At 55.3% G+C, this 25906-nt stretch carries 20 protein-coding genes; 3 read left to right on the top strand and 17 right to left on the bottom strand.

The genetic code is table 11. From position 1 onward, the window contains the following. Nucleotides 1–41 precede the first annotated feature (41 nt). The 14 genes from Tam1G_RS03880 to Tam1G_RS03815 all read right to left on the bottom strand — a co-directional run bounded on the left by Tam1G_RS03880 (nucleotide 42) and on the right by Tam1G_RS03815 (nucleotide 19114). Nucleotides 42–4136 (bottom strand): LamG-like jellyroll fold domain-containing protein, encoded by a 4095-nt coding sequence (locus Tam1G_RS03880; protein WP_101625529.1) that lies wholly within the window; start codon nucleotides 4134–4136, stop codon nucleotides 42–44. Nucleotides 4137–4315: 179 nt separating this feature from the next. Then, complete coding sequence (locus Tam1G_RS03875) at nucleotides 4316–6391, bottom strand: glycoside hydrolase family 31 protein (protein WP_101625528.1); 2076 nt, start codon at nucleotides 6389–6391, stop codon at nucleotides 4316–4318. A 5-nt stretch (nucleotides 6392–6396) separates the two neighbouring features. Next, on the bottom strand, nucleotides 6397–7212 hold the full coding sequence (locus Tam1G_RS03870; protein WP_101625527.1) for a carbohydrate ABC transporter permease: 816 nt from the start codon (nucleotides 7210–7212) through the stop codon (nucleotides 6397–6399). 7 nt (nucleotides 7213–7219) lie between these two features. After that, nucleotides 7220–8179 (bottom strand): carbohydrate ABC transporter permease, encoded by a 960-nt coding sequence (locus Tam1G_RS03865; protein ID WP_101625526.1) that lies wholly within the window; start codon nucleotides 8177–8179, stop codon nucleotides 7220–7222. A 185-nt stretch (nucleotides 8180–8364) separates the two neighbouring features. Beyond that, the gene (locus Tam1G_RS03860) at nucleotides 8365–9546 is read right to left on the bottom strand and encodes an ABC transporter substrate-binding protein (RefSeq protein WP_101625525.1); all 1182 of its coding nucleotides are present in this window, start codon (nucleotides 9544–9546) and stop codon (nucleotides 8365–8367) included. Nucleotides 9547–9687: 141 nt separating this feature from the next. Beyond that, nucleotides 9688–10695, bottom strand: a complete 1008-nt coding sequence (locus Tam1G_RS03855) for a LacI family DNA-binding transcriptional regulator (protein WP_165781893.1) — start codon at nucleotides 10693–10695, stop codon at nucleotides 9688–9690. Nucleotides 10696–10982: 287 nt separating this feature from the next. Further along, a complete protein-coding gene (priA, locus tag Tam1G_RS03850) occupies nucleotides 10983–11708 on the bottom strand; it encodes a bifunctional 1-(5-phosphoribosyl)-5-((5-phosphoribosylamino)methylideneamino)imidazole-4-carboxamide isomerase/phosphoribosylanthranilate isomerase PriA (protein ID WP_101625523.1) in 726 nt (241 codons plus the stop codon). A 52-nt stretch (nucleotides 11709–11760) separates the two neighbouring features. Then, nucleotides 11761–12408: an imidazole glycerol phosphate synthase subunit HisH gene (gene hisH / locus Tam1G_RS03845; RefSeq protein ID WP_101625522.1), complete on the bottom strand. Its 648-nt coding sequence runs from the start codon at nucleotides 12406–12408 to the stop codon at nucleotides 11761–11763. A 33-nt stretch (nucleotides 12409–12441) separates the two neighbouring features. Continuing rightward, the gene (locus Tam1G_RS03840) at nucleotides 12442–13167 is read right to left on the bottom strand and encodes a hypothetical protein (protein WP_101625521.1); all 726 of its coding nucleotides are present in this window, start codon (nucleotides 13165–13167) and stop codon (nucleotides 12442–12444) included. Next, entirely contained in the window at nucleotides 13167–13769 is a 603-nt protein-coding gene (gene hisB / locus Tam1G_RS03835; protein ID WP_100493782.1) for an imidazoleglycerol-phosphate dehydratase HisB, read from the bottom strand. Before hisB ends, Tam1G_RS03840 begins: the two co-directional genes overlap by 1 nt. A 92-nt stretch (nucleotides 13770–13861) precedes the next feature. Next, the gene (locus Tam1G_RS03830) at nucleotides 13862–15022 is read right to left on the bottom strand and encodes a histidinol-phosphate transaminase (RefSeq protein ID WP_101625520.1); all 1161 of its coding nucleotides are present in this window, start codon (nucleotides 15020–15022) and stop codon (nucleotides 13862–13864) included. Beyond that, a complete protein-coding gene (gene hisD, locus Tam1G_RS03825) occupies nucleotides 15019–16416 on the bottom strand; it encodes a histidinol dehydrogenase (protein WP_165781892.1) in 1398 nt (465 codons plus the stop codon). Before hisD ends, Tam1G_RS03830 begins: the two co-directional genes overlap by 4 nt. A 159-nt stretch (nucleotides 16417–16575) precedes the next feature. Then, entirely contained in the window at nucleotides 16576–17520 is a 945-nt protein-coding gene (locus tag Tam1G_RS03820) for a virulence RhuM family protein/type II toxin-antitoxin system death-on-curing family toxin (protein WP_101625519.1), read from the bottom strand. A gap of 121 nt (nucleotides 17521–17641) precedes the next feature. Further along, nucleotides 17642–19114, bottom strand: a complete 1473-nt coding sequence (locus Tam1G_RS03815; protein ID WP_101625518.1) for a xylulokinase — start codon at nucleotides 19112–19114, stop codon at nucleotides 17642–17644. Nucleotides 19115–19333: 219 nt separating this feature from the next. Between Tam1G_RS03815 and Tam1G_RS03810 the strand changes: the two genes are divergently transcribed. Further along, on the top strand, nucleotides 19334–20161 hold the full coding sequence (locus Tam1G_RS03810; RefSeq protein ID WP_101625517.1) for an aldo/keto reductase: 828 nt from the start codon (nucleotides 19334–19336) through the stop codon (nucleotides 20159–20161). Between the two features lie 145 nt (nucleotides 20162–20306). On the opposite strand, the gene Tam1G_RS03805 is transcribed toward Tam1G_RS03810, so the two are convergent. The 3 genes from Tam1G_RS03805 to Tam1G_RS03795 form a co-directional block, all read right to left on the bottom strand. After that, a complete protein-coding gene (locus Tam1G_RS03805) occupies nucleotides 20307–20945 on the bottom strand; it encodes a hypothetical protein (RefSeq protein WP_101625516.1) in 639 nt (212 codons plus the stop codon). A gap of 32 nt (nucleotides 20946–20977) precedes the next feature. After that, nucleotides 20978–21451: a hypothetical protein gene (locus Tam1G_RS11895; protein WP_242689637.1), complete on the bottom strand. Its 474-nt coding sequence runs from the start codon at nucleotides 21449–21451 to the stop codon at nucleotides 20978–20980. Nucleotides 21452–21559: 108 nt separating this feature from the next. After that, complete coding sequence (locus tag Tam1G_RS03795; protein WP_165781891.1) at nucleotides 21560–23323, bottom strand: RecQ family ATP-dependent DNA helicase; 1764 nt, start codon at nucleotides 23321–23323, stop codon at nucleotides 21560–21562. Between the two features lie 582 nt (nucleotides 23324–23905). Here Tam1G_RS03795 and Tam1G_RS03790 point away from each other — a divergent pair. Together Tam1G_RS03790 and Tam1G_RS03785 are read left to right on the top strand one after the other, a co-directional pair. Next, a complete protein-coding gene (locus Tam1G_RS03790; protein WP_101625515.1) occupies nucleotides 23906–24910 on the top strand; it encodes a hypothetical protein in 1005 nt (334 codons plus the stop codon). Between the two features lie 6 nt (nucleotides 24911–24916). Next, the gene (locus tag Tam1G_RS03785) at nucleotides 24917–25885 is read left to right on the top strand and encodes a hypothetical protein (RefSeq protein ID WP_101625514.1); all 969 of its coding nucleotides are present in this window, start codon (nucleotides 24917–24919) and stop codon (nucleotides 25883–25885) included. Nucleotides 25886–25906: the final 21 nt, after the last annotated feature.

The following is a 25906-nucleotide window of genomic DNA, read 5'->3' as shown; positions in this document are numbered from 1 at the left end:
CACATAATCAGACGCAGTGCAAGTCTTGCGACTACGGTTGATTATTCCTTACGACGCCGAACCATCAGCATCACACCAGCTGCAACCACGAGCAACAGACCAACACCGGCCACAATGCCAACAGCGGAACCAGTGTTCGACAGTGGCTTATCAAGCTTATTGCCTTGACCCTTGTTGCCTTCAGGCTTCTGCTGGTTGCCGTTCTGATTCTGCCCTTGATCAGTACCCGAGTTCTGCTCATTGTCACCCGGCTTCTGCTGACCATTGTCACCAGAATTGTCGGGTTCCTCGACCTTAACGCTTGCGGCCTTGGCCACCTTCATATAGTCGATGTTCGGAGCATACTGCGAGCGCACATTCGGAATGCCATACGCGGCCCAACGATCGTTCAACGACACCTTCTTCAGGGAACCGTCGGCCTGAACGTCTCCGAAGGACAGTCGCTCATAGCCGGAGAGTTCAATTGAGTTCTCCCCTGCCTTGAGCGGTACATACGTGGTCGCCTCGAAGAAGTTGTTCTTGTTGAATGTGCATGGCAGGGTCATGGTCTTGACCAACTTGCCATTGACCTTGATGTACATGTTGCGAGCGATGACATCCGGGTTGTAGTGCGTAGCGGCGATCTGCTCCTCGTTGGAGTAGCGGAACGTCAGCGCATACGTGCCGTCGGCATCCACCTTCACCTTGTCGAAGGTCAGGGTGTTGCCATTGCCTTCCTCCTTGCCGCCAATGCCGGTCACGGCCTTGCCGCCATCGGCCAGAGAAAGATCCTCGGCCTTGGCGCTGCCGGCGATCTTGGCATCCTCGGCCTGATAAGTGGTCGACTGCAAGGCCTTGTCGTCATTCCCGGCCACGGTGATGGAATCGACATCGCCTCCGGTGACGACGATCTTGTTGATGCCGCCCTCGAGCGTGGCGTCGAACTTTGTCTGCTTGCCGACATCATTGCCGTTGACCGACACCTGGTACTTGCCGAAAGCATTCACGGTGATGGCATGGGTGCCGGCGTTCTTGGCGTACACCCAGAAGGTAGCCGACTGATCAGCACCGAGCTGGGCCACACCGGACTTGCCAGAATAGTCGACCGTAGCGCCGGAGGTTAGGCGGGAATCCTCGGCTTCGTAGACGCGGGTGCCCGCAGTCTCGCTCGGCAGCGACAGATCGATCTTGTCGAACGCCATGGTGCCATTCATGGACTTGCCATCAAGGCTGGTGGAGGACAACACAATCGTATTGCTCCCCTTGTTCAACTTCACCGTCGTATCAGTGTGGTCCCAGACCCACCACTTGTACACCAGACGACTGTGCAGCTCTTGTTCAAAGCCACCATTGACGGTCACAAAGAAGCTTGCAGGTCCGGATGGATTGTAATCGGTCCCGTTGTAAGCACCATTGAACACCGACAAATCGTACGTGCCAGTCTCAGGCGCATCAATGTTGAAGGTCAATGTCGATGTACTGCCTGCATAGAAGTTTGCAACTGCTCCGCCTGGAATCGAATTGCCGGAAGCATCCTGCCCAGAGGCAAAGAACGCGCTTACAGCAGAAGGCTTACCGAACGAGCCCGCAGGATATACCTGTGCTTGTCCACCAGCCTCGGCGTTTTCAGCCTCGTATGTCTTCTTCCATGTGACTCGAGACTGAGCCGTCACAGATGCATTGGTACCTGGCTCTAAGGTAATCACATATGCATCATCGGCATTCATCTTTTGCAGTGCATCAGTCCCAAAGTCCACTGCCACGGAACCATCCGATGAAATCTTCGTCGTGAACTGCGCAATGACATCAGGTCCAGCGTTATCTCCGATGGTGCCTGACCATCCGATTTTCTTGACTGTCACCAATGCGGTATCGCCAAAGACATCAGATGGCACATGAGCAAAAGTGAAAGTACCGGCTCCATTCGTGCCACCGATGATGGCTTTGGCTTGCTTCTTGGATGTATCAAGAGTCGCTACACCCTGCAATGTGTAGCTATCCGATGATGGTACATGAAGTTCCACCGTGTCGCCGGTCATTTCTGAGTATTCCTTGAGTAACCACCACTGGCCGTTGCCGCGGTTGGATTCCACGGCTGAATCGGATAAATTACCATCCATATTCCAGTAGGCGATATCACCATCCACTTTCTGCTGTTCCAAGGCAGATACCCATTGGATCATCTGCCCCGGAACGGAAGTGTGGTAGTTGTACGCGTATTCGGAAAGATTAATCGGCAGTTGCTTACCTTCATATTTGGTACCGGCAAACGCTTCCGCCTCCAACTTGCGGTATTTGGGAACATTCGCATTGATGAGAGATGGTTCACTCAATTCATGCCACATGTTGTAATCCGGCATGGTGTCGCTTTGGGCAGCATGTTCGAGGAATGCCTTCATATTGTCGGGGAACAGCTCACTGAAGTTTGGGCCTCCGATGAGAGCATTGGGAGCGTTCTTTCGCAATGCGGCATATGCGGTATCCCAAGCATAGTAGAACATCGTCGGGTCATCGAGCATGCTCTTTTTATTGCATGACGTATCTGGCAAATTCAGATTCCAACTCGGCTTGTATTCACCAGTAAACATATTGCCATTCGGCTCGTTGTACGGGGCAAACACAATGTTCTTCTGATACTTGACGTCCAACGTGGCAACCTGCTTGGCTTCCGCCACCAGCTTGGTGGTGTAGTTGTCGATTACCGCCTTGCAGGATTCATCATCGTATTTGTCATCGGCATACGTGGACGTGTCCCCAACCGCCGCTTTATACGCGGGGTCCGTGGCTTCGGAATCGCTACGCCACTGGTACGGGAATCCACGCCAGATATCGGTCATGTAGATGAAGGTCTTGCCGTTGGACGAGTCGGTGACGTTCTTGGCCACCTCGAGCGCATCGGCGCCAGGGTGCTGCGGACCATCCTGCGCCTTGGTTGACACGGTACGCAGATTGATACCATCCACCAGATTGTTGCTCGGCAGGTTCTCGTCATAGACGCCGTACAAGGTGCCAGCGGCACCTCCCATGAACGCGCCGGTCGACTTGGACAGATCGGCGGTGGCGTCGCCGGTACCAATCACGGTCACATGAGCCACGACTTCCTTGCCTGCGGCTGTTCCCTTCACGTCGAACTTACCGCCGCGTTCATAGGACTTGGGGTCAATGGCATTCCACGTGATAGTCGCGGAGTATGTCCCATCATCGGACTTAGCCCCCACGGTTGCAGGCAAAGCCGGTGTAGTACCCGACATGGTTTCGATATTCCACTCGCTCTGGTCGAGCCTGGTCACTTTCGGAGCTACTTCGTCATACGCTGCAGCAACTTGATCAGCGTTGAGCGCGCTGTTCCACACTTGGAAATCATCAAGTTGTCCACCGAAGTATGAGGCGAATTGTTCGGTCCACTGCGTGCGACCAATCAGGCCGGAATACGTGCTTGCATCATTGTGCAGCTTCATGAAATCAATGGTTGAGGCTTGCTCATCCACCTTCTGACCGTTGAGGTATACGGCCAACGTGTTACCGTCTTCGGTGATGGTCATATGCGTCCACACGTTGGCAGTCAATGCTGCAGTATGGTTGGCCTTGTATTCGCCGCCATCATTGGCCACAACGGTCAATTTGCCGCTTTCAGTGGGGCTGAAGAACACACCACGATTGTTGTTGGACAGCTTGTCACCGCCGATGATGAACGTCCACGGCGCATTGTCGTTGGCATTGCCATCCCAATTGATCCAAGTGGAGACGGTAACACCCTTGGCATTCTTGTAAATACCGTTGGGAATCTTGATATATGGCTGCTTGGCCTGATCCGCACCTTTTGCCGCAGCCGGAAGCTGCAAGGTAGCTTTACCGCCGCGTGTTCCAGCCTTCAATTCATCTGCATTGACAACGGAACCGTTATAGTCCGCTGCGCCCGAACCACTGTTGGCCACTGTGGCAGCGCCTGCCTTCACATCATCGAAGGTGTAATCGACGACTGGTTCAGGCACCTTCGCATCGGTTGTTGTTTTTGCAGCTTTTGCCTGCGCGGTTTGCGATGGCGCTGATTCATTGGGTTGCGACTCCTCGGCCTGTGCCGTCATCGGCACAATCAATCCGGCGAACAATGTCGCCACCGCAAGGCCCGAGCCTACTGCCTTCTTCCAATACCCCATAATTCTCCTTTGATAAGGGGTCTTTAATCCATCTTCATTTTTCCAATATTCAGTTGTTCTTCAGTTATGTTTGGAGCCGCTTCATGCTCTGCTGAGACAATGAAACAAAAACGAATAGAGAGCATGAAGCGGCACATATGTGTTGAGGCAATGTCGCAATATCGGTCTGCAACGCCGCTTTACAAAGCTCCGGCCAAACCGTGGTCCTGCCCGTCGCGAGCAAACACGGGAACAACATCGAGCGGAGCCGAAACCGTAGCCGTGCTACCGCCAGCGTACTGTTCGCCGCTGTGCAGGTCAGTCCAGGTCACGTCCGCATCTCCTGGCAGATAGACGCTGCGTTTGCGAGCACCATATTCCACAACAGGAGCCACCAGCAGGTCCGGTCCGAACATGTATTCGTCGGCCACGTCTGCAGCCGCAGCGTCCGCAGGAAACTCGTAGAACAGGCCGCGTACCAGCGGCTGACCGTCCGTATGCGCTGCGTCAAACAGTTCACGAGTGTAAGGACGCAACAGTTCACGCAGGCGTATGAACTTGACGAGAATCTTCTCGACGTTCTTCCCCATGCTCCACGGCTCGTTATCCGCACCGGACGGCGAACGATGCGTGCCATCCGCTCGGGTGATAGTTTCCTTCATGGTGCCGTCTGGCTGCAATGCAGAGCGATCACCGTGATTGCGCATCACCGGCGAGAAGCAGGAGAACTGAGCCCAGCGCAGGAAGACCTCGCGGAAGTAATCGGAGTTGATATCGCCGTCGTGGAAGCCCCCCATATCGGTGGTGAACCACGGGATACCAGCCATGCCCATGTGGATAGCGCAGGTGATTTGATGCTTCAAATCATCGAATGTCGAGCCTACATCTCCAGACCAAACCAACGCACCGTATTTCTGCGAGCCAGCCCATGCGCATCGCGTCAGGTTGACGATCTGTCCTTCACGGCCATAGGCCATTTGGCCTTCATAGAAGCCTCGGTTGTAATCGCGTGGATAGGTATTGCCCACCTGCACGTTTGGACCGGTGTAATAGCGGTAGTTGTCAAAATTGTACGAGCCATATTCAGGTTCAGCTTCGTCCAGCCAGAAGGCGTCCACACCGCAGTCGGCGTAGTTCTTCTTGCATTTCTCCCACACATAGGCGCGTGCGGCGGGATTGGTCGCATCATAGTATTGACTCGGCTCTTCAAACATCATGCCAAGGTCTTCGCCGCGTTCCGCTTTGACGAGCAGATTCCGGGATTTCATCTCCACATAGTTTTCGGAGTTAATGGACACCTGCGGCCATACGGACACCATGAGTTTGACACCCATCTGATGCAGTTCCTCGCACATGGCTTTGGGATTGGGCCAGAATTCTTGTTCAAAACGATAGTCGCCCATATACGGCCAGTGGAAGAAATCGATAACGATCAAATCCAGCGGGATGCCGCGTTGCTTGAAGCCACGTGCGACATTCAGTAACTGTTCCTGATTCCAATACCGCAGTTTGCATTGCCAGAATCCCAGTCCCCATTCGGGCATCACCGGCGCATGGCCAGTGGCGTTCGCGTAGTTGCGTTCAATATCGGCCGGAGTGACACCGACGGTAACCCAATAATCAATCTGTTTGGATGATTCCGCTTTCCATACCGTGCGGTTCTTCGCAAACGTCGCTTCACCCACTGCCGGATTGTTCCACAGGAAGCCGTATCCGGCGGAAGATACCACGAACGGCACGGAAGCCTGCGAATTGCGATGCGCGAGTTCGAACGTCGATCCTTTCAAATCCATCACATGTTGTTGGTATTCGCCCATGCCATAGAGGTGTTCATCCTCCGGAGCCACGAACAATACCGTGATGGCATGGTCTCCACCTGGAATTGGTTCATAATGACGTGCTTGCAGGTTCAGTGAACCACCTTCCGGCAATTCCTTGAATAGCAACGAACCATCTGAGGTTTTCCAGAAACTGAGCACGCAACGGAACTCTTCATATCCGGAAGAGCCATACCGCCAATGCCGGGCTTCAGCTTTGACGGTAATCTCGCCATTCACGAATTGAGCTGTGTCATCTTCGGCATCAATCGTAACGGTTGCATATTCACCAGAACCAGCCGAAGGCTGTTCAAGAGCGAAGTCCAAGTCAAGCGGCTCATGCATTTTCGCAGCGCGGACACGCAAGGAATTCTTGCCCCACGGATCGATACGCAGGTATTCGCCGTCACCGGTCCAAGCCAATGAATGGCCATTATTAATAACGGAAAATTGAGTCATGATAATCAGTCCTTGATTGCACCGGCAGTAACACCTGCGGCGACATATTTCTGAGCAACTATGAGCAGAAGTGCGGTCGGCACGGAAGCCACCACAGCGGAAGCCATCAACGGACCCCATTCCTGATTTTGCGCACCGATGTAGTCGTAAATGCCCATGGTGATCGGACGAAGTTTGCCGCCACCGGAGTCAAGGGTGGAAGCGAACATGAAGTCGCTCCATGCCCAGAGGAACGCGAACAGCGATGTGGTGACGATCGAGTTGCGGCTCAACGGCACCACAATCTTCGTGAATACGGTCCACTTGGATGCGCCATCGATTTCCGCGGCTTCAATCAGCGAGCGAGGCATACCAGCCATGAAGCTGGAAAGCAACATCACGGCGAATGGCACGGCTACAGTGCTGTCGGCCAGAATCAGGCCGGGAATCGTATCGAGCAAGCCAATCTGGGAATAAATCTGGTAAAACCCAAGTGCCATTACCACGGCGGGAATCATCTGCGCCACCACAAGAATGAAGTTGACGGTTTTCTCACCGGCGAGCCGAAGAATGGCAATGGCGTATGCTGCCGGCAGGGAAATCAGCAGTGTAAGCGCCACGCAGCACAGAGCAATTAATAATGAGGTGCCCAGATATGGCATCTGATCGCGGAACACGGCTGCAAAGTTGTCAAGCGTGAAGTCTTTCGGCCATAGGTCGCCGGAACGTATGGAGCGACGCTGGGTGAAAGATATATTGATCATCCAGTACACCGGGAACAGCATGATCAGGGTAAGAATAATGCCGATAAGGGTCTTCCACCACGTAGAACGATGTTGCATGATAATGTCACTTCCTCTTCGTGGACTTCTTGGTCTTCTTGGCTGAATCTTCACCGCGCTGCGCCCACAAATAGATAAAGGCGAATACCAGAGCGATAAGAATCAGAATCGTGCCGACCACCGAAGCTTCTGAATATTTGATAGTGGATGAATAGCCCTTGCCGAACGCCATTGCATACGACCATGTAGCCAAGGTTTGCGAGGTTCCGGAACCCTTGGTCATGATCCAGATGATGTCCACGGTTTTGAGCGTATAGACGAAGCCGAGCAAAAGCGTGATCATGGTGACCGGCTTCAAAAGCGGGAACGTGATTTTCCAGAATTTCTGCCAAGCATTGCAGCCATCCAGCGAAGCAGCCTCGTACAGGTCAACGTTGATGTTCTGCAAGCCGGAGTAGAGAATCACCAGATTAAATGGAATGCCCAGCCAAATGTTAGCGATGATTACCGCCCACAACGAATGATCAGCTTGCAACCACCAAATGGGATCGACACCGAACATCCCAAGGAATTTGTTGATTACGCCGTTGTCAGCATCCATCATCCACTGCCATGTGGTACCGGATACCATTGGCGGCAACAGCCACGGCACCAAAAATGCACCGCGGAGTAAACCTGAGAGTTTGAAGTTTTGATTGAAGAACACAGCGAGCGCCAGGCCAATCCAGTATTGGAAGAAGATGGAAATGATGACGAACACCATGGTCTGTCCGAACGTGACCCAGAACTCATGAGACCCTACTACTTCCTTGTAGATGTCCAAACCGGACCAGGGAGCTTCTCCGGTGACGAATGTTCTGCGCGTGTATCGATGCAGGCTCATGGAGATGTTTTGCACCAGTGGCGCGATATAAAAAATGAGTAGATAGACGATAAGCGGGGCTGCGAACCCGATGGCGGCCAAAGTGGATGTTTTCATCCGCTTGCGCGGCTGAGTGCCTGCCGCCTGCTGCACTGCGGTTGTCATAAAGGAATCACCTCGAAATAGAGCGAGTGACGTATGTCAGTGTCAAGAAAAAAGCAAAGGAAAAGCATGGGAGCCAGCAGCTTGTGCTGCACAATATGCTTCTGGCTCCCATGCTTATAGGAGGAGGAAGGAAGAAAACGAATAGGAATACGGTTTGACGCCGCGTTTAATGCATTTCGCGCCTATCAGGAGTTCAGCGCAGCCTGCAGGTTCTTGGAAAGCGTAGCGGAGATGTCCTCGTACTTGAGACCGACCTTCGTGGTGCGGCCTTCGGCCTTTTCCACAGAATCGACCCACGGCTCCCACAGCGGGTTTTCTGCAACCTGCTTGGCGCGCACGTCCTTCTTGGCAGCCAGATAGCCCAAAGTCTCATTAGTCTTGACAAGGTTATCGTCGCTGGTCAGGCAGTTGATAACATTCGCCGCGGCCTTGGTCTTGTCCGCATTGGCCTTCTTGTGGAATGGCAGTGTCGCGAATTCACCGCCGGTCGGCACGTTGGACACACCCCCATCCTTGGCTGGAATCGGAATGGACTTGAAGCCCTTTTCCTGTGCGGCTGCGGCCTGCCAGGAACCATTCTCGGCGAAACCATATTCGCCGGTCAGGAACAAATCCCAGGAAGCGGACTGGTTGTCGGTGGCAACGGACTTTGGAGCCCAACCATTCTTCACCCATCCGGCAAGCAGATCCTGCGCATCCTTGGCGGCTTGGGATTCCGGCTTGCTCAGGTCGCCGTTCGCACCCCAGAACCACGGCTCGAATTGGAAGACCCCTTCCTCACCAGTGATACCGGAGAAGGTAATGCCCTTGGCGCCGGAGTCCACGACCTTCTTGATTGCCTCGTTCAGGGAATCCCAATCCTTGATGGATGAGATATCCACACCGGCCTTTTCCAGCACCTGCGGGTTGTAGTACAGTCCCAAAGCGTTAGTGCCAAAGGCCACGCCATACTGGGTGCCGTCCACCACGCCTGGGCCTTCGATGTTTTCATCGAAGCCGTCTGTATTCACTCCAGCATCCTTGACGTCGGTAATGAGACCGGCATCCACGGCGGATGGCATGGAGGGATTATCGATGATTGCCACATCAGGTGCATTGTCCGCCTTGACTGCAGTGGTGAGGTTGTTGATCAGGTCAGCAGTGGCCACCCCTTGGCGCTTCAGCGTGTAACCGTCAGGAGCGCAGGATTGCACGAGCTTGTCCCAATCCGACCCGGCCTTGTGCTGTGGATACGGATCCCAGAAATTGATGGTTTTGTCGTTTTCCGAGGATCCAGATGCGGAGGAACTTCCACATGCCGCAACTCCTACAGTCATCGCGGCCACCGCCGTCAGTGCCACAGCGGCACGAATCTTGCTCAACTTCATTGTCTGTCCTTTCAGAGGTTGCACCAGCAAGCTTTTAACCGGTTCAATGAATGGTCGTAAAGCAGCGGCGCTTTGTTGAACCGGTTAAATCACAGTATAAGAACCATAATCAAGAAAGTCAAATCATCAAACTAAAACGTGTTAGTCATTGCTTTCCGGCGTGTCGACCGAACCGGCATCAATACGTTGCGCATCTACAAGAACGCACTGCTCTCCTTCAGCATGTCCTCGAATACGCCTATCCAGCACCTCCACGGCACTTTTCGCCACCTCATTGAGGCTGATGCTCATAGAAGTAAACGGCATTCTCATTCCTGTCGCCATCTGATCAGGAGCAAGCGTCACCACAGAAATATCATCCGGCACCTCAACTTCAAGGTCCTTGAACACCTGTTGGGCGGATACTAGTGCAGCATCATTGTGAATAATCATCGCCGTGGCATCCGGGAAAGCCAGCAATGCTTGTTTTACTGCCAAGTCCGATCCAAGCACTTCATTATCCGAATACACCATATGCAGGTCCATGCCACGCTCACGCGCACGAATCATGGCAGTATCGCGGAATCTCAGCGCGAAGTTCAAACCGGAATCATATGTATGCCGCGGCCATCCAACCAACAGTACCTCGCGATGGCCGGCATCAGCCAATATGTCTACCAGCTGACTTGCGGCACCTTCAAAATTGGAATCCACGTAGTCAAGGCCGCCAAGTTCTCTGGGCTTGCCCAGTAAAACCCCAGGGAATTTCGTTTGTTGCAGCACTTTGACCCTAGGATCATTGTCACGAACTTCGAGCAGTATCGCCCCGTCGAATTTCCGTGCATCAATAGCCTTGGCCAACGCTTGCGGCGAATCATTGGTCAGCAGCAACGAATCATAGCCCATATTATGAGCTGCAGCCGAAAGCGCATACAAATAAGCGCACATGGAAAGGGAAAAACTATTGCCCTGCAACGCCGGAGAAACGATACAAATCGTATCCGTGCGAGAGGTGGAAAGCGATCGAGCCATATGATTAACCGAATATCCCAACTCGTCCATCGCTTTGCGCACTTTTGCAGCGGTTTTTTCAGTGATGAGAGGACTATTAGACAGCACGTACGATACCGTGGCTTTTGAGACCCCCGCTCTCTTAGCCACATCCTGCATCGTCACCATAGAGTCCTCCTCATTATTAGTTATTGACGACCTGTTTCAATAGTACCTATTTGAACCGCGTCAATACACACATATAACTATCCGAAGCACACAGACCAACGTTCCTTAAACAGTTAGCATCCTGTCAGCGCACTTACACATCCATCATTCCGGGGAACATCCTCATCGCCCCGAATTTTGGACGCATCGGATTGGCGAGCCGAACCAACTTCATCATCCGCCAATGAAAAAGGGCGTTTCGGATGAAACGCCCTAGATAACACGAGTATTCCTGTGGCTTACTTCGCGACTTCCAGTGCTTCCTGGAGGGTGAAGGCGCGTGCGTACAGGGACTTGCCGAGGATTGCGGCGTCCACGCCCAAATCAGCCAAGGTCTTGATGGCACGCAAATCGTCCAGCTTGGAAATGCCACCGGATGCGGTCACCTTGGCGTTGGTACGTTCGGCCACTTCACGCAGCAATTCGATGTTCGGGCCAGACATCATACCGTCCTTGGCCACATCGGTCACCACATAACGGGAGCAGCCCACGGAGTCCAAGAACTTCATGGTTTCGAACAGGTCACCACCCTCACGGGTCCAACCGCGAGCAGCAAGAGTATGGCCGCGCACATCGAGACCAACGGCCACGCGATCGCCATACTTCTTGATAACCGAAACAGTCCAATCCGGGTTCTCCAAAGCTGCAGTGCCGATGTTCACACGAGCGGCACCGGCCTCCAGAGCAGCGTCCAGCGAATCATCATCGCGCACACCACCGGAGAGTTCGATGTTCACCTTGTCGCCAAGCTCGTGAACAATCTGACGCAACTGGTCACGGTTATTGCCTGTGCCGAAAGCAGCGTCCAAATCAACCAGGTGAATCCATTCAGCACCGGCCTCAACCCAAGTGCGAGCGGCTTCAAACGGAGAACCGTAATCGGTTTCGGAACCGGATTCACCTTGGCGCAGGCGCACGGCCTTGCCGTCGCGCACATCAACGGCGGGGAGCAGAGTCAATGACATATTCAATACACCTTTCTTGAATACCTAGCAGCAGGTTGTTGCAACCAAGTGTTTACAGCGTGGCAATCCAGTTCTTCAGCAGCTGGGCACCGGCTTCGCCGGACTTCTCCGGATGGAACTGGGTGGCGAACAGTGGACCATGCTCATAGGCGGCCACGAATCGAGAACGATCGTACTGGCACCAGCTCACACGTTCAGGCTCACCGCTCAGGTCAATGGAGAAACGTGAGGTGTCAGCCGGGCTCACACCCATAGCCGCATAGGAGTGCACGAAGTAGAAGCGCTCATGTTCCACACCCTTGAGTAGCACAGAACCTTCTGCGGCCTCGACGGTGTCCCAGCCCATGTGCGGCACCACGTCGGCATCCAACGGGTCCACGGAACCGCCAATCAGACCAACGCCTTCGGCCTGTTCCCCATGCTCGGTGCCATGCTCGAACATGATCTGTTCGCCTACGCATACGCCAAGCACCGGGCGGCCTGCGCGAATACGATCGTATATAACGCGATCGCCGTCCACTTGCTTCAAGCCTTCCATACATGCCGCGAACGCGCCCACGCCCGGTACCACGAGACCGTCCGCTTCAAGCGCTTGACGGTAATCGGAAGTCAGCGTGGTATCCACACCAAGGTTTGCCAATGCACGCACCATAGAGCGAACATTGCCAAAACCGTAGTCAAACACAACTGCCGTGGTCATAAGCTTCTCCCCTACCTTGTGATTTCCGTATGATTATTCGATGCGCGAGCCGCGACCTGCTCGCCCCTGCTTGGTGTGCTTGGCAATGATTTCCATTGCTTGATCATGGTCAAGCTCCGCCGAGTTCACGACTTCGAATCCCTGGCTCTTGAGCTGCACCAACGTCACGATGCCGAGCATCAAATCCTCCACGAATCGTGGTGTGGAATTGAACAGCACCGGTGGAGCAAACGTCTGACCGGCTTCGCCCTGCATGTACATGGTAGCTTCGAGCTTATCTGCACGATTCACTGCAAGTACTACAGCCATACCGGAAACAACAGTAGTCAAATCCTTGGCTGCAGCCTCCGGGCCGTCGCCGTCAAGGTTCTTCAGGACCGCAACAGCACCTTGATTGGAACCGATACATTCGGCTGAAATGTCAGAAAGCTGACAGAATGCAGCCAGCAGGTCGGCGGCAGCGATACGGGTGACAATCAACGCAATCTTGGCTTTATTGCCGAGCAATCCGGCAAGTTCGTTGTCGAATCCGACTGAGGGGTCGATTACGTCGGCCATTGCCTCATTGACTGCATCGGCTACATTGGCCACATCAGCATCATCAACGGAATCAGTGTCGGCAGAAGCATCGGCGGCATCAGCCTTGTTCGCATCCTCGTCGGCGAATTCCTTTTCGAATCCAGCGAGGGCCGCTTCCAGTTCTTCGTCCGAGAAATGCGATTCGTTATCCGGGTTCTTATCGTCGGTATTGTCAGCCATCACAGGGCTCCCTTGGTGCTCGGAATCAGGCCTTCGATGCGCGGATCGGGTTCAATGGCGAAACGCAGCGCACGGGCCAGTGCCTTGAATTCGGCTTCGGCGATGTGGTGCGGGTCGCGGCCGGCGAGCACCTGCATGTGCAGGCAGATGCCGGCATGCAGTGCGATGGATTCCATCACATGGCGAACCAGCGAGCCAGTGAAGTGGCCGCCCATCATGCAGTATTCGAAGCCTTCGGGCTCGCCGGAGCACACGCAGTATGGGCGGCCGGAAATATCGACTACAGCCTTGGCCAAGGCTTCGTCCAGCGGCACGGTGGCATCAGCGAAGCGGCGGATGCCGCGCTTGTCTCCCAACGCCTGCTTCAATGCTTCGCCGAACACGATGGCGGTGTCTTCCACGGTGTGGTGCACGTCGATATCGGTGTCGCCGTGCGCATGAATCTTCAAATCAATCAGCGAATGCTTGCCGAGCGCATTCATCATGTGATTGTAGAACGGCACTGAAGTGTCGATGTCGGTCTGGCCGGTGCCGTCGAGGTTCAGTTCAAGGTCGATGTGCGATTCGCTGGTTTCGCGAACAATGTGTGCGGTTCTTGCCATCATGTCTCCTGATTATTGTGCGAACGGAACGGACGCGGCAGGGTCCGGAATGTTACCGGTGCCCTGCCGCCCTTACCGAAACGAATATTGACTTAGTCTGCTTCCACGATGCGTAGCACTTCAGCGAGGGCATTGCGGAAGGTTTCCATTTCCTCGTCGGTGCCCATGCACACGCGCAGCCACCCGTCCGGGCCGACCACGCGGATAAGGACTCCACGCTTCAGGAGTTCGTCGAAAATGTCATCGCGCTTGTCGAAGTGACCGCCGAAGAGCAGGAAGTTGGAACCAGATTCGGCTACTTCGAGCGGCTGGCCCTTGTAGGTCTGCTGCTTCAACCATGCGGCGGTGGCTTCGCGGGTTTCACGCAAGTGTTCCACACGGCTCAGCTGTTCATCAGTGTGCTCGAAAGCAGCCAGTGCGGCAGCTTGGGTCACAGCGGACAGGTGATACGGCATGCGCACGATGCGCACACAATCGATGATGCCCTTGTTCGCGGCGAGATAACCAACACGTGCGCCGGCGAAGGCGAATGCCTTGCTCATCGTGCGGCTGACAGCCAAGTTCGGGTGGTCCTTGATAAGGCTGACAGCGCTCGGAGTGCCGGGCTTGCGGAACTCCACATAGGCTTCGTCGATGACGAGAATCGGATGCACACCTTCACCAGCGCCCGCCACTTCGGCGGTTTCGCATGCGGCAAGGATGCGTTCGATGTCTTCCATCGGCAACGGAGTGCCGGTCGGATTGTTCGGGCTGGTCAGGAGCACCATCGAGGGCTTGACCTCATTGATGGCTTCGATGACCTTCTCTACGTTCAGCGTGAAGTCCGGGTTGCGGTGAGCAAGCTTCCAGCCGGTGAAGGTGTCGCGCGCGTATTCCGGGTACATGGAATACGTGGGGTCAGCGCCCAGAGCCGTGCGACCAGGCCCGCCGAATGCCTGGAACAGTTGGAGCATGATCTCGTTGGAGCCGTTCGCGCCCCAAAGCTCGTCCACATCCAGTCGAGTGCCGGATTCGCGGGCCAGATAGTCGCTGAATGCCTTGCGCAGTTCGATATGCTCGCGATCCGGGTAACGGTTCAGGGTAGGGGCGATTTCACGCACACGCTTGGCAATGGTGTCGCATACGGCCGGATCCGGAGCGTACGGGTTTTCGTTGACGTTCAGGCAGACCGGCACGTCAAGCTGCGGAGCACCATACGGCTCTTCACCAATCAGGTCGTTGCGCAGCGGCAGGTTCGATGGGATAGTGCTCACAGCAGACCAGCTTCCTTTTCCTGCTCGCGCAGGGTTGCCTTGTTGTACGGGTCTTCCACGAAGCGGGAAAGCACACACTCACCGTGCGCCGGCAGGTCTTCGGACACGGCGAACGCATTGATGCGTGCGGCCAGAGCCTTCAAACCCTCCTCGTCGTATTCGATGACTTCGACAGGCTTCATGAAGGTGTGCACGCCGAGGCCTGCGGCAAAGCGAGCGGTGCCGCCCGTGGGCAGCACGTGGTTGGAGCCGGACATATAGTCGCCCAGCGGCACCGGGGAGTACGGGCCACGGAAGATAGCGCCAGCATTCTTGATGCGCTTGACCACGGCGTCCGCATCCTTGGTCTGGATTTCCAAGTGCTCGGCGGCGTATGCGTTGGCGGCGTCAATGGACTGGTCAAGGCCATCAGTCAACACAATGGCGGACTGAGTGCCGGACAAAGACGTGTGCACACGTTCGGCGTGCTCGGTCTTCGGCACACGGTAGTTGAGGTTCTCCTGCACCTTCTCAGCCAGCTCAGGGGAATCGGTGAACAGCACGGAGCCGGCAAGCTCATCATGCTCGGCCTGACCGATCAGATCGGCGGCGAGCAAGCTCGGGTTGGCATCCTTATCGGCGATGATACCGATTTCAGTCGGGCCGGCCACGGCATCGATGCCCACGAATGCGGAGACCAGAGACTTGGCGGTGGCCACGAAGATATTGCCCGGGCCGGTGATCTTGTCAACAGGATCGCACAGCACGTCGCCATCCTGCGGCTCGGAGCCCTTGGCACCATAGGCGAACATGGCGATGGCCTGTGCGCCGCCGACTGCGTACACTTCGTCAACACCAAGGATGGCGCAGGTAGCGAGGATGGTCTTGTTCGGCAAGCCTTCCGCGTTATCGCGAGCAGGCGGGGTGGCAATAGCCAAGGATTCGACGCCTGCGGCCTGAGCCGGTACGGCGTTCATAATCACGGAAGACGGGTAGACAGCCTTGCCGCCAGGCACATACAGACCGACGCGCTGAATCGGAATCCAACGTTCGGCAACGCGAGCGCCGGGGGCCAGATCAGTGTGGAAGTCCTGCGGCACCTGGTTCTTGGCCACGGCACGAGCACGGCGCACGGATTCCTCGATGGCGGCGCGAACTTCAGGGTCGAGCGTGGTGAGCGCATCCTTGATTGCCTCAGCCGGCACGCGCAGGTTCTTGGGGCGCACATGGTCGAACTTTTCCTCAAAGTCGCGCAAGGCTGCTGCACCGCGTTCCTTTACGTCCTCAAGAATCGGGCGCACCAGATCGGTGGCTTCGGAAGTGCCCATTGCGGCGCGCGGCATCGCGGCCAGCAGTTCGGCACGGGACAGTTTCTGACCACGAAGGTCGATGATTCGCATGATGTTCTCGCTCATAACGCCTCATCGTAGCAATGTAAAGCCACGAAGTGCCCGGAAACGTTCACTTTCACCCGTATCGTGAGATATCACGCAGTTTCGTCAGTCAGCACCCTGCTTATTCAGTGGATTTATGCCAGCACTCGCTTCAAAATCCGCATTATTACAGTCAGTTAATCACCTTCTGTTCTGAGGCGACAGCATGCGCTCGACTAAATCAATCATCAAATCCTTTTCGCTAGGGTCGCTCACAGCAATCAGTAACGTGATGGCGGCAAGATCATTATTGGTAATGATCGGTTTGCCAATTTGGGCAAAAGCATCAGCATTACCTTCTAGAAAACTCACGAACATCGCAGCCGCCATGCGCTTATTGCCATCAGCAAATGGATGGTCTTTTACTACGAAATACAGCAGATGCGCAGCTTTTTCCTCAACGGTAGGATATAAATCCTGTCCAGCGAAACTCTGATATATCGCTCCGATGATGCGCTCAAGCGCGTCACCACGTTCTTGGCCGAGCAATGTATCGTCTGGATATTCCTTGCGTAATCGCGCCGCCATAGTTCGCGCAGCTGTAGCTGTAATCGTCCATACTGGTTTTACTATTGGATTTGGCGAGAGTTCATTCGCATCATAATCACGAAGTATGTCTAATCCCGGTAAGTAGCTCGAAACAACATCCGCAATGCCTGCGGCAAGCTGATCATTACTGCGTGCAAGGACGGTAACGACTTTCTCCAACTGTTGCAGTCTCTGTTCATTGGCTGCATAACCGTCTATAAGGTATTGTCTCAGCACATTCGTAGCCCAGCGGCGAAATTGCACACCACGTTGCGACTTCACTCGATATCCAATAGATATGATGACATCAAGATTGTAGTATTCGACCATGTATTTCTTACCATCTGCGGCAGTTGTTGCATTTTTTGCAACAACTGCCGAACGTTCCAGCTCTCTTTCACTGAATACGTTTTTGATGTGCCTTGATATCGTGGATTTATTACGGTCGAAAAGTTCCGCCATCTGATCGAGCGTCAGCCACACCGTGTCACCATGCACACTGACTTCTAGTTGAACTGAACCATCTTCGGCTCTGTATAGTTCAATATCTTTAACCATTAGTATCCCCGTTCAGTCAAATCTTTGTGGAAAGCTCACCATTGAACACCCACTCTATTTATGCAGCATACGGTATATATATGGTCATTCGCACACGAATTCGCTACAGGCTTGACGGACTTCACTGAACTTGGCCATTTAACGAAGCAACCGCTGGATATAGCTTGAGAAACCGCGGATAGCACTCGTCATAGATGTGCACGGCTGATGGGTTTGGCACGTAGGTTGTGGTTTCGGCAATGTTTGAAGCAAGGTCAGGCTGATTAAACACCAATGATGCGAGCGCCACTGCCGGCAGGATATCGGCGTTGGCATATACGTCAATCGGATGGTTCAGTGCATCGGCGAGAATCTGGCACCATGTGCTTTCGCGAGCGCCACCACCGATGAGCGATATCGTCACCGGCGCAGCATCAAAGCTTTCCATGCCTTGCCGTATCGAGAACGCCACACCCTCCAGTGCCGCCCGAGCCATATCCGCTTGCGTGGTGTCCGGCGTGATGCCAACGTATGCGCCACGAATGGTCGGATTCATTACCGGGAACCGCTCCCCCACCAAGTACGGCAGGCATAGTACGTCATTGGCTCCGGGTGCCGACGCTGCAATCAACTCATGGGATTCGGCATAATCACCATGCGCGAATACGCCGGTCACCCACTTGTGCACGTCACCGGCATTAAGGAATGGCACTGCGTTCACGAATCCGGGTTCCACGCCGAATGCCAGGTTAGCGGCACCTGGCTTGTTGACAAACGGCTCAGGAGACACGGTAGCAATCCAGCCGGATGTGCCAATGTTGATGTTGTATTGGCCAGGCTTGGCGACACCGCTGGCGAATGTGGTGGCACCGGCGTCGCCGATGCCTGCGTACACCGCAGTGCCGGCGGCAAATCCAGTAAGCGCCGCAGCTGCCGCAGTCACAGTGCCGATGCGATCCTGTGGCTTGTGTAGCTCAGGCAACAGTGCGATATCGATACCCGCAGCCTCGCACAGTTCCACATCCCACTGCCCTTCGCGAATGTTCATCGCACCGGCCGTCGAGCATGCTGCTACATCGCCAATGCACGTGCCTGTCAGCTGTGCGATGAGGTAATCCTTGGAGCTGATCAGCACATGACGCACGCGTTCAAATGTTGCCGGCTCATGATTGCGCAGCCACATGAGTTTCGGCAGCGGCAGGCAGCCTTCCAAACGATTGCCCACGGTTTCAAGGAATCGCGCTGCGCCACCTCGGTAATCATTGCGGAGCTGTTCGGCTTCGGCATCCGCACGACCATCCGAATACAGGATTGCAGTACATACCGGCTTGAGTTCGGCATCCAGCGCAATCACGTCCTGCATCTGACCGCTGAAGATAATGCCAGCAATTTGTGCAGCAGTACATCCAGGTTCGTGCTCTTGCGCTTGAGCAAGCATTGTTTGTGATACCTTGCAGAACGCCCGCCACCATTCATCAGGGTCCTGCTCTCGGAAATCACCATTGATAATCAGCGTAAGATCACTGCTCGCACTGGCCACAATCCGCCCGTCTTCAGCCACCAGCGCGCCTTTCAGCGCCGTGGTTCCTGAATCGAATGCCGCCGTGTACCACATAAAACGCTCCTTTCACCCCACGCCAGCGCATGGCACTTCTCGGCTCCCCCTGTCAGGGGAGCTGCCCGCGGAAGGCGGACTGAGGGGTAGTCACAACGGCAATCACACAACGATGCATCGTGACCATCTCATTAGCTATCTGCCGATATTGCTGTGTTCAGCTGTTCTGCTTCGTAGAATAGCTCAGGAACGTACTGACATTAAGTTAAGCGAGGCATTATGGCGATTCAATCGACGATTACGCTCAACAATGGCACGGTTATTCCTCAGGTTGGTTTGGGTGTATTCCAGACTCCTGACGGCGAAACCACCATCAACGCCGTACAGACGGCTCTGGAGAACGGCTACCGCCACATTGATACGGCGATGATCTACCGCAACGAGGCTTCCGTGGGCGAAGGCATTCGCCGTGCCGGCGTGCCGCGCGAGGATTTCTTCGTGACCACGAAGCTCTGGAATGACGATATTCGCGCACACCGTGGCCTAGATGCTTTCCAAGAGAGCCTCGACCGTTTGGGGCTCGATTATGTGGATTTGTATTTGATTCATTGGCCGGCGGACGGCTGGCAGCAGGCTTGGGATGATCTGCAGACGATTTATGCGTCCGGCCGCGCGAAGGCGATTGGTGTGAGCAACTTCCAGCAGCATCATATTGAGGAGCTGCTGAAGAACAGCGATGTGGTTCCTGCGGTGGATCAGATCGAATCCTCCCCGCAGTTCACCAATCAGGAACTGATCGACTTCCTTGCCGGCAAGGGCATTCATACTGAGGCATGGAGCCCGCTGGGTGGTACTGGCGGCAATCTGCTGGCCGAGCCGGTGCTCGCTGAGATTGGCGCCAAGTATGGTAAGTCCGCAGCTCAGGTGGTGATTCGCTGGCATATTCAGCGTGGCATCATCGTACTGCCGAAGTCCACGCACGCCGAGCGCATCAAGCAGAACTTCGACGTGTTCGACTTCAACCTCACTGCTGATGACATGGCGGCAGTCACCGCGCTCAACACCGGTCACCGCAACGGTGCTGACCCGGATAATTTCGATTTCTAATACGGTTCTAATACGGTTCGGCGCGGAGTACATCAACTGGGCATGTGCCCCGCGCCGATATTATTCCAAGTCCGTGTTCTTTCCTCTCAGTGCAGCGCTGCGTTGTGCCGCGTTATGCTGCGCCGCGCTGTGAAATCTGCACACTTCAGAAACCCCAGTGTTCACTATGCCGTTCGCCAGCGACTTCAAACTGGACTGAAGGTTCCTGTGGCGGATTCGCAACGAATTGTTCAATCATTACCATTTGCGGTCGGCTGATGCCAATGCGGGAATCCGGGCCAACACCCAGCACAGGTGCCGTAGGATTGCTGGATTGAATGGCGAGGCCCGCGTCATACGTGGTTTCCTCGTCATCAATCCAGATAATCGGACGCGCAGTTTTCAGGTGACTGATTACCGAACTTCTTTTGCCGGTATACCTGCCCTCTCGGGTGATTGGGTTATACCAATGCAGGGTCGGCCAATCCACGTCAAGCGCAATATCAAGCGCAGGGATGTATGGCTGCCAAGTGCTCAACCAGATGATTTCAGCATTGAGCGCTTTGAGACGGTCAACCAGCTGCGCGGCCCAATGAATCCGAATATTGCCGTGATAATGGCCGGCCCATACGGTATCGCTCGAGTCTGGGATAAACCAGTTTGCGGGATCATACACTTGGATACGCGGATCATCCGGCTTCATCCAAGCCGTGGAATTCTGGCGACGACGCACCTTCTCATCCGGAAACTGATTGATAACCCCATCAAAGTCAATGAGCACCAACGGTAAAGCATCGTTGCTCATAAGCCTCCTCTCTACGACTCGGTACGGTAGCGCTAATCATCAACACCGTCATTACCGCTGAACGGGTCGGCAGCTCCGAACTGGTCATTGCCGCCGAACACGTTTTCGAAAGTGTCCTTGTGCTCGCCAAAGACATGGTCGTTGCCATAAACAGGCACTTCTTCCCCATCCACATTCTTCACGCTGCCGGCAGCGGCCTCAGGGTCGTCATCGAAGTGCACCGGATCCGCGATATGCAGGTAGCCGCCATCAGCCTTCAGCTGGGCACGGTTCACCTCTTCCCATGCGTTCTCCCAGTTGAACAGTTCCTCGGCATAACCCGGGTACGGTTCCTTGTTCTTGGTTTCCCAATCAATCATCTGACGAGGAGTCACCGGCTTGGAGGGACGGAATTCCTCGGTGAGACCTTCCGGAATCGGAACAGTGTAGTCTTCCAGACGATCGTTCTTGTCAGCCTCCTCCGGATCAACGAAACGTACGGTGGCCTTGATCGGCTTGTTCTTCATGGCAATCTCCTTGCTGTTTAGCGGCCAGCCGCCCTGTGCAGCTGGCTTATCGCCTGACACCCCTATTAACCGGACAAGTGCATCAAAACCCGAGACACGCCTCAAATTTCAGCTGTTCTTCTCCTTGAGGTACATGTCGAAGAGCGCGCCGGGGCGTACCTCGTTGTGATCGGCGAACCGGGTGGCCTGGAGGGCCTCCATCCGTTGGAACAGGTCGATGAACGCGGGCCTGTCCATGTCGGGCAGGGCGCCGTAGCCTTCGATCTGGTCGAGACCGTGCCTGCGAACGCGCCGGCTGTCGACGCCTTTAAGCGCGTCGGCGAGCAGGTCGGCGCCCACGTAGTAGCCGAGTTTCCTCCCCACGGCGTCGATGTAGGCGCAGACGATGCGGGTCTTGTCCCCTATGTCATGCGGCGCGCCTCCGGCCGAGGCCATTCGGCCCGTCGACGGGGATGCGATTCCGACGTTGGCGCGACGTTCGGCCTGCGCCTTCCTGTAGCGTTCGGCGGCCTCCGTCCGCCACTCCTTGTTCGTCGGTTCGCTCCACGCGTCACGTCTTCCGCCCGCGCGGTGGTGGCCTTTCCCACTGTTCCGGTTCCCCATGTAGTCGCTCCTGAGGTGCAGGCAGTTGGAGCATTTGCCGCAGTCGCCGCGCCTCACGCCTTCAGAGTCGAACGGTTTGAGGATGAGGCGGCGCAGGCAGCCGGTCTCCTCGCAGTACTCGCTCATCGCGTCGAGCCGTTCAAGGTTCTTCCTCGCGGCCCCTATGCGTTCGGAATCCCCCGAGGCCTCGGCATTGGCCATCGCCTGGTCGGTGACATCGCGCAGCCATTTCCAGTCGCCTTCGCTCCAGTAGAGCACGCAGTCGGACTCGCCGCCGTCTCGGCCGGCGCGGCCTGCCTCCTGCCAGTAGGCCTCGAGGCTTTTGCATGGGCCGTCGTTGAGCACCCAGCGCACGTCGGGCTTGTCGACGCCCATGCCGAACGCGCTGGTGGCGCAGATCACGCGCGGCGAACCGTTGAGGAACCCGTCCTGGATGCGCCGCTTGTCCTCGTCGCGCATCTCCGCGTGGAACGCCTCCGCGTCGACGCCCTCCTCGCGCAGCATGCCGGCGAGCTCCTCCACGCCCTTGCGGCTCTCCTTGTAGATGATGCCGCTGCCCTGGTGGGTGCACGCCCAGCGGATAATCATCCGCCTACGTTCGCGCGGCCTAACGTGCACGACGTGCAGCGTGAGGTTGGGACGATCCGCATCGCCCGTGTAGCGCAGCGGATCCCTCATGCCCAGCATGCGGCAGATCTCGTCGGCCTGCTCCCGGCTCGCGGTGGCCGTCAACGCCATGATCACGGGCCGCGGGGTGAGCGACGCGGCGAAACCGCCGATGTTGAGATAGGAGGGACGGAAGTCACCGCCCCATTGGAGCATGCAGTGCGCCTCGTCCACGGCGAGCACGTCCACGCGCATGCGGTGGATGAAATCGCGGAAGTCGGGCGCGTTGAGCCTCTCCGGGGCCACGTAGAGGATTCGCAGCACGCCGGCCAACGCACGCGCGTACACGCCGGCCCGCTCCCCCTCGCTCAGACCGCTGTCGATGAGCGCGGCCGGGATGCCCGCGGCATCCAGATGCTGCACCTGGTCGCGCATGAGCGCCCTCAACGGGGTGACGACCAGCGTGAACGTGCCGATCCTCGCGGCCGGCAGCTGGTAGCAGACGCTCTTGCCGCCGCCCGTGGGCATCACCGTCATCACGTCCCTGCCGGCCACGGCCGCCTCGACCACCTCGCGCTGGCCTGGACGGAATGCGTCGAACTTGAAGAACTTGCGCAACGCGGCCAGGGCGAAATCGCTGTCGCTGTCGGCATCCGTTACCATGCCATCCCTTTCCAAGTTCATTATGACTTCCTTAAATACAACATACTGATTCCACGAATCAGTATTCTCCAATAGCTTCGTTTGTCTTAACCGGACAACTGCCCATAGTGTGCAACACGCCTCAAATTCCAATGAAAATGAAAGTTGTCCGGTTAATAAGGGTGTAAGAAACCACAGACCAGTCCACGGCCGACTCAACTCCTCGGATCAGAAAACGCCATGAGACAAGAAAGGACATGATCATGAACAAACGCACTCACCACGACAACCCATACAATGTCTATTTCATCGGACACTAGAAGATGGCTTATGTTATTACCTGTGCGGCGACAATCCTGATGCCCCTCAGCTAGTGGACAGCATCGCGGATGCAACAACGTTCGGTGATTCCCTAACAGCCAATACTGTTGACTATGCTGCCGCTTATCCGAAAGCCAGCGTGAAACCCCGCTACATATGAGGACACCTGCGTATTGCCAGTGTCATCAATCACATACGGGGCAATTGCTGACGAGCCGTGCCACAGATAATGCCAGTACACAGGTACACTCGTTAGAAGCTTTATCTATGCGAAGGAGCGGCATGAGAAAAAGTGATTCAGCAAAGACAACCACACGGCTGTACTATGAGGAATACTTTAACGAATGCGACTACGGCGCAGTTATCAGCCCAAAGCTTCACTTGGGCCCACGTGCTTTGCAGTTTATTAATAAGCAAGTGCATCTGCACTATAAGCAATTTAAGCCCACGTTGCCACTCACAGCTCCAGACTCCGCAGATGGTTGCGTTAACCAGTTTTGGATAGAGCGTAAGGAAGTCATCGAACGCGCACTACGAGGCAAACAAGGCAAATCGGATCAAGTATTCGAAGCTTACATTAAGACGTCCGTTGATGGCTGGTTCCATAACCTGTATAGCCAGACCGACGAAGGCAAGGCCCGAGATGCAATCCGCAAACGTCTTGCCCGAGACGCGCGGTTCACCAACAACTTCGATTCCAACGATATGGTCACCGCGAGCAGCACAAACAAGAAGCTCAAAGGCAAACGAAATAGTTGGGGGCTTGTCGGCGGACCGACAACGCCGTCAACAGTTCCTGAGCGCACACTGGAATCGGTAACGTACCGTTACCCTATCGATATCGATGTGAAAGCTTTGCAGGACGAGGATCGGCAGCGTACGCCCAACTACGGCAAAACCGGCCAGTTGGAAAACATGTTCGAGGGTGTTTTGAAAGCGGCAAAAGGTACGCTGGCGCTCTCGTCGCTGTTCACCCTTGCCCAGCATCGACTATCGGTAATGCAACAGGCCAGTACGCAAAGCCTTACCACTGACGACGGCGGCATTATTGATATAGCAGCACCCGCTGCTTCGGTGGAGGATCAGGTCTTCTCTAGTCTGGACAGGGATTCTTCAGATGAGGAAGACATGGACCGGCAAGCCCGAATACTTGAACTTGTCAAACAAATCAAAAAGGCCTCACTCAACGGAGACCCAAAGAAAATCCGCCGTTATTTCAAGCAGCATCCGGCAATAGCGGATGAACTGCTTACGTATGGCATCAATCCTTATGAGCAGAAAGCCTGAAACATTATGAACGCCACACCATCATTCACCGAGATGCTCGGCATGTACAGCGGGCTGGAAGATGTAACTCCTCGCATCATTTCCCTAAGCGACGATGACCTTGATTCTCCGAAGCGTATTAATCAGCAACTTGCGGAAGGCGTGCAGCGTGGTCAGCTGTGGTTGGCTGACTATCACGACAACAGCCTTTACGTGCTTATCGCCCAGGTAAACGATGATCCACGTATGGCAACAGTGATTCCGCTATCTACCGATATGCGTGCGGAGACCAGCGACTCCCTGGTAATCAGCGATACCCCGCTGGAGAAGCCGATGTTGGCTTGGCCGAAGCTCGCTACGGTTATTCCCGTGCGATGCCTGTACAAGCCATTGAAGGAATTCAGCGCAAGCGTCACTCGCGCCATCGTAGACAATAATCTTCGTGGTGCGGGAAGCCGCAGCGGCATCAGGCGAGGCACCACTCACATAATCCCTGATAATGTGCAATGGGAAACACGAGAAGATGCCCTTGCCGTACTGGTTCAATGGCATGCCGATTGTTTTAATCTGCCAAAGCTGCATGGCGACGCACAAGTGGAATACGGAACGGACAAGAATCTGGCCGCATACACGCAAGCATTGCAAACCGAGCTTCGTCTATCCCCCGCTCAACGCATTGCTATAAGTCGCGGAACGCTGCAATTGACCGAAGAACAACGGCAGCAAATGGCAGCAGCCGGATTCCCCTCTCAACCGCAGGCGCAAACTGTTATCGGCGACGACTATCTCATCATGGCTGAGCAACCACAATGGCGAGAAGCAGCGGATGCGCTTGAGCAAACGCATCAGGGCGACCCGCGCGTTCAATTGGCGCATAAGGCCCAATTCGAACTAGCGGCTCGAGTCTCCGGTCATGGCCAGCAGGCCATCGAGGGAGCACTGCAAAAGGCCGCTGAAATCGCACTTGATGAAGCGGCCGACGCGCACGAAAAGTAGACAAAAGGAACACTCGCTCTC

The organism is Bifidobacterium imperatoris (assembly GCF_002860405.1).
Taxonomy (GTDB): Bacteria; Actinomycetota; Actinomycetes; order Actinomycetales; family Bifidobacteriaceae; genus Bifidobacterium; species Bifidobacterium imperatoris.
The sequence above is the reverse complement of the archived record's forward strand: the minus strand, read 5'-3'. Positions and strand labels throughout refer to the sequence as shown.

Coding starts and splice junctions, on each gene's coding strand:
- Tam1G_RS03880 (WP_101625529.1), bottom strand. CDS start 4,136: ATGGGGTATTGGAAGAAGGCAGTAGGCTCGGGCCTTGCGGTGGCGACA.
- Tam1G_RS03875 (WP_101625528.1), bottom strand. CDS start 6,391: ATGACTCAATTTTCCGTTATTAATAATGGCCATTCATTGGCTTGGACC.
- Tam1G_RS03870 (WP_101625527.1), bottom strand. CDS start 7,212: ATGCAACATCGTTCTACGTGGTGGAAGACCCTTATCGGCATTATTCTT.
- Tam1G_RS03865 (WP_101625526.1), bottom strand. CDS start 8,179: ATGACAACCGCAGTGCAGCAGGCGGCAGGCACTCAGCCGCGCAAGCGG.
- Tam1G_RS03860 (WP_101625525.1), bottom strand. CDS start 9,546: ATGAAGTTGAGCAAGATTCGTGCCGCTGTGGCACTGACGGCGGTGGCC.
- Tam1G_RS03855 (WP_165781893.1), bottom strand. CDS start 10,695: ATGCAGGATGTGGCTAAGAGAGCGGGGGTCTCAAAAGCCACGGTATCG.
- priA (WP_101625523.1), bottom strand. CDS start 11,708: ATGTCATTGACTCTGCTCCCCGCCGTTGATGTGCGCGACGGCAAGGCC.
- hisH (WP_101625522.1), bottom strand. CDS start 12,408: ATGACCACGGCAGTTGTGTTTGACTACGGTTTTGGCAATGTTCGCTCT.
- Tam1G_RS03840 (WP_101625521.1), bottom strand. CDS start 13,167: ATGGCTGACAATACCGACGATAAGAACCCGGATAACGAATCGCATTTC.
- hisB (WP_100493782.1), bottom strand. CDS start 13,769: ATGGCAAGAACCGCACACATTGTTCGCGAAACCAGCGAATCGCACATC.
- hisD (WP_165781892.1), bottom strand. CDS start 16,416: ATGAGCGAGAACATCATGCGAATCATCGACCTTCGTGGTCAGAAACTG.
- Tam1G_RS03820 (WP_101625519.1), bottom strand. CDS start 17,520: ATGGTTAAAGATATTGAACTATACAGAGCCGAAGATGGTTCAGTTCAA.
- Tam1G_RS03815 (WP_101625518.1), bottom strand. CDS start 19,114: ATGTGGTACACGGCGGCATTCGATTCAGGAACCACGGCGCTGAAAGGC.
- Tam1G_RS03810 (WP_101625517.1), top strand. CDS start 19,334: ATGGCGATTCAATCGACGATTACGCTCAACAATGGCACGGTTATTCCT.
- Tam1G_RS03805 (WP_101625516.1), bottom strand. CDS start 20,945: ATGAGCAACGATGCTTTACCGTTGGTGCTCATTGACTTTGATGGGGTT.
- Tam1G_RS11895 (WP_242689637.1), bottom strand. CDS start 21,451: ATGAAGAACAAGCCGATCAAGGCCACCGTACGTTTCGTTGATCCGGAG.
- Tam1G_RS03795 (WP_165781891.1), bottom strand. CDS start 23,323: ATGGTAACGGATGCCGACAGCGACAGCGATTTCGCCCTGGCCGCGTTG.
- Tam1G_RS03790 (WP_101625515.1), top strand. CDS start 23,906: ATGAGAAAAAGTGATTCAGCAAAGACAACCACACGGCTGTACTATGAG.
- Tam1G_RS03785 (WP_101625514.1), top strand. CDS start 24,917: ATGAACGCCACACCATCATTCACCGAGATGCTCGGCATGTACAGCGGG.